This window comes from Streptomyces sp. NPDC048484, assembly GCF_040651415.1.
Lineage (GTDB): Bacteria > Actinomycetota > Actinomycetes > Streptomycetales > Streptomycetaceae > Streptomyces.
Map to the genome: position 1 here is coordinate 1 of NZ_JBEZJY010000122.1, position 3,445 is coordinate 3,445.

The 3,445-nt window shown below is 73.1% G+C and carries 1 protein-coding gene; it reads right to left on the minus strand.

Features of this window, described 5'->3' with window-relative positions; translation table 11 throughout:
- On the minus strand, positions 1-3,365 hold a 3,365-nt coding region (locus tag AB0D14_RS44765), incomplete at its 3' end, for an SDR family NAD(P)-dependent oxidoreductase (RefSeq protein ID WP_362791234.1).
- Between the last annotated feature and the right edge of the window lie 80 nt (positions 3,366-3,445).

Sequence of the window (3,445 nt, forward strand, 5' to 3'; positions counted from 1 at the left end):
AGTTCGGTGTGGAGGTGGTGGGCGAGGGTGGTGGGGTCGGGGTAGTCGAAGACGAGGGTGGCGGGCAGGCGCAGGGTGGTGGCGGTGGCGATGCGGTTGCGTAGTTCGATGGTGGTCAGGGAGTCGAAGCCGAGGTCGCGGAAGGCCCGGTCGGGGTGGATGAGGTCGGGTCCGGGGTGGCCCAGGACCGCGGCGGCCTGGGTGCGGACGGTGTCCAGCAGCAGGGGCAGCCGGTCGGCGGCGGGCAGCGCGGTGAGGCGGTCGCGCAGGGTGGTGGCCAAGGTGGTGGTGAGGGTGCGGCGGGCGGGCGGGCGGGCCAGGTGGTGGAAGAGCGGCGGCAGATCGGGGCGGGCGGCCAGGGCCCGGCGGTCCAGGGGCACCGCGATCAGTGCGGGCTGGTCCAGGGCGGCGGCCCCATCCAGCAGGCGCAGGCCCTGCTCGGCGGAGAGCGCGCCGATCCCGCCGCGGGCCGCGCGTGCCAGATCGGCCCGGGACAGGCCCGCGGACATACCACTGCCGGTGGCCCACAGCCCCCAGGCGATCGACTGCCCGGCCAGGCCGTGTGCGTGCCGGTGGCCGGCCAGCGCGTCCAAAAACGCGTTCGCCGCCGCGTAGTTGCCCTGCCCCGAACCATCCAGAACCGCCGAGGTCGAGGAGAACAGCACGAACGCGGCCAGGTCCATGTGGGCGGTCAGCTCATGCAGATGCCAGGCCCCGTCCGCTTTGGGACCCAGCACCCGGGCCAGCCGCCCGGGGGTCAGCGAGGAGACAATCCCGTCGTCCAGCACCCCGGCCGCGTGCACCACCCCGGTCAGCGGATGCTGCGGATCGATCCCGGCCAGCAGGCCGGCCACCGCCTGCCTCTCGGCCACATCACACGCCACCACCCGCGCCCGGGCCCCCAGCGCGGCCAGCTCCGCCACCAGCTCCGCCACACCCGGTGCGCCGGGCCCGCGCCGGCTGGTCAGCAGCAGCTCACGCACCTGATGGTGTCCGGCCAGATGCCGGGCCACCACAGCGCCCAGCCCACCGGTGGCGCCGGTGACCAGCACCGTGCCCTGCGCGTCCAGGCGGCGCGGCATCCGCAGGGCCACCTTGCCCACATGCCGGGCCTGGCTCATGAACCTGAACGCCTCCGGGGCCCGGCGCACATCCCACGCCGTGACCGGCAGCGGCCGCAGCACCCCCGCCTCGAACAAGCCCACCAGCCGCACCAGGACCTCCTGGATCCAGGCCGGATCGGCCTCTTCCAGGTCAAAGGCCCGATACGCAACCCCCGGATGCTCGGCCGCGACCTGCTCCGCGTCCCGCAGATCCGTCTTGCCCATCTCCACCAGCCAGCCGCCCCGCGGCAGCAGCCGCAGCGACGCGTCGATGAACTCCCCGGCCAGCGAGTTGAGCACCACATCCACCCCCTGCCCCCCGGTCGCCCGGGTGAACTGGCCCTCAAAATCCAGCGTGCGGGAGGACGCCACATGCGCCGAATCGACCCCCAGCCCCGCCAGCGCCGGCCACTTGCCCGGCGACGCGGTCGCGAACACCTCCGCCCCCAGATGACGGGCCAGCTGACACGCCGCCATCCCCACCCCACCCGCACCGGCATGCACCAGCACCCGCTGCCCGGCCGCCACCCCCGCCAGCTCCACCAGCCCATACCAGGCCGTCAAGAACACCACCGGCACCGTCGCCGCCTGCTCGAAGGACCACCCCGCCGGCATCACCGCCAGCAACCGCCGGTCCACCACCACCTCCGGACCGAACGCCCCGTCGAACATCCCGAACACCCGGTCCCCCACCACCAGATCCTCCACCCCCACACCCACCTCCAACACCACACCCGCACCCTCACCACCAATCCGCGTCCCACCCCCCGGATACATCCCCAACGTCATCAACACATCACGGAAATTCACCCCCGCCGCCCGCACCCCCACCCGCACCCAACCCACACCAACACCAACACCAACACCAACACCAGCGTCAGCCACCCCGGAGCCAGGTATGCCCGCGTCAGACACGCCGACATCAGACACGCCCGCAACCATGGCGGCGTCGGGCACGCCGCCACTCACCAACCCAGCGTCAGCCACCCCGGCAGCCATGCCGGAGTCGGGGGCGCCGGGCATGCGGATATCCGGCGCGGGCAGCAGGGCCAGCCCCTCGACCGTGCCGGCCTCGGCCACACCCAACCGCCACCCCGACCCGTCCCGCGGCACCGCCAGCACCCCACCCGCCCCCGGCCCGCCGGCCGAAGCGTCACCGGACGCCGGCCGCAGCCGCGCCACCAGCACCTCACCCCCACGCACCACAACCTGCTCCTCACCACACAACAACGCGGCCCCCAGCCCCTCCACAGCCCACAGGCCACCCGGCCCGGCCAGCCCGGCCGGGCCGCCGGAGGCATCGGAGGCGCCGGGGGCGCCGGGGGCGCCGGGGCCAAGGTCGGCCAGAACGATCCGGCCCGGGTTCTCCGCCTGCGCCGCCCGCACCAGACCCCACACCGCCGCACCCGCCAGATCCGACACCGCCCCCTCCCCCACCGCGACCGCACCCCGCGTCACCACCACCAGCCGGCCCGCCAACCACCGCTCACCAGCCAGCCACTCCTGCACCACACCCAACACCCGCGACAACTCCACACCCACCACCGGCACACCACCACCACCAACACCAACACCGGACAGGGAATCCCCGGCCGGCAGTACCACTACCTCCGGCGCCTCACCCGCCTCCAGAGCGGCCAACGACACCCCCTCGCCCAGCACCGCCCACCCCGCACCACCAGCAACATCAGAACCCGCGGAAGCCGTATCCGGATCCGCTGTCACACCGCCGCCCGACCCGGTGCCCGACGGCTCCCAGACCAGCCGGAACAACGCATCACCCGCAGGATCGGGACCCACCGGGACAGCCGCAGCCACCTCCACCGGCCGGGACACCAACGACTCCACCTCAGCAACCGCACGCCCCGACTCATCCGCCAGCAGCATCGAGGACACACCAGCCCCCCGCACCCGCACACACACCCGCAACACCGACGCCCCCGACGCGAACAGACTCACCCCACCCCAGGAAAACGGGACAACCGTCCCCCCCTCCTCACCCGCGGTCAGCACCTCCGCATGCATCACCGCATCCAGCAACGCCGGATGCAACCCGAACCCGCCCGCCGCCTCCTCCGCCACCCGCGGCAACGCAACCTCCGCGAAAATCTCCTCACCCCGCCGCCACACCGCCCGCAACCCCCGGAACACCGGACCATAGGCATAACCCCGGGCCGCCAGCTCCTCATACACACCCGCCGACTCCACCACCACCGCACCCACCGGCGGCCACTCCACCAGATCAAACGACGCCTGAGCCACCTGCCCCTCCAACAGCCCACTCGCATGCAACACCCATGGCCCATCCACCACACCCTCACCACGCGAAAACACCCGCACCG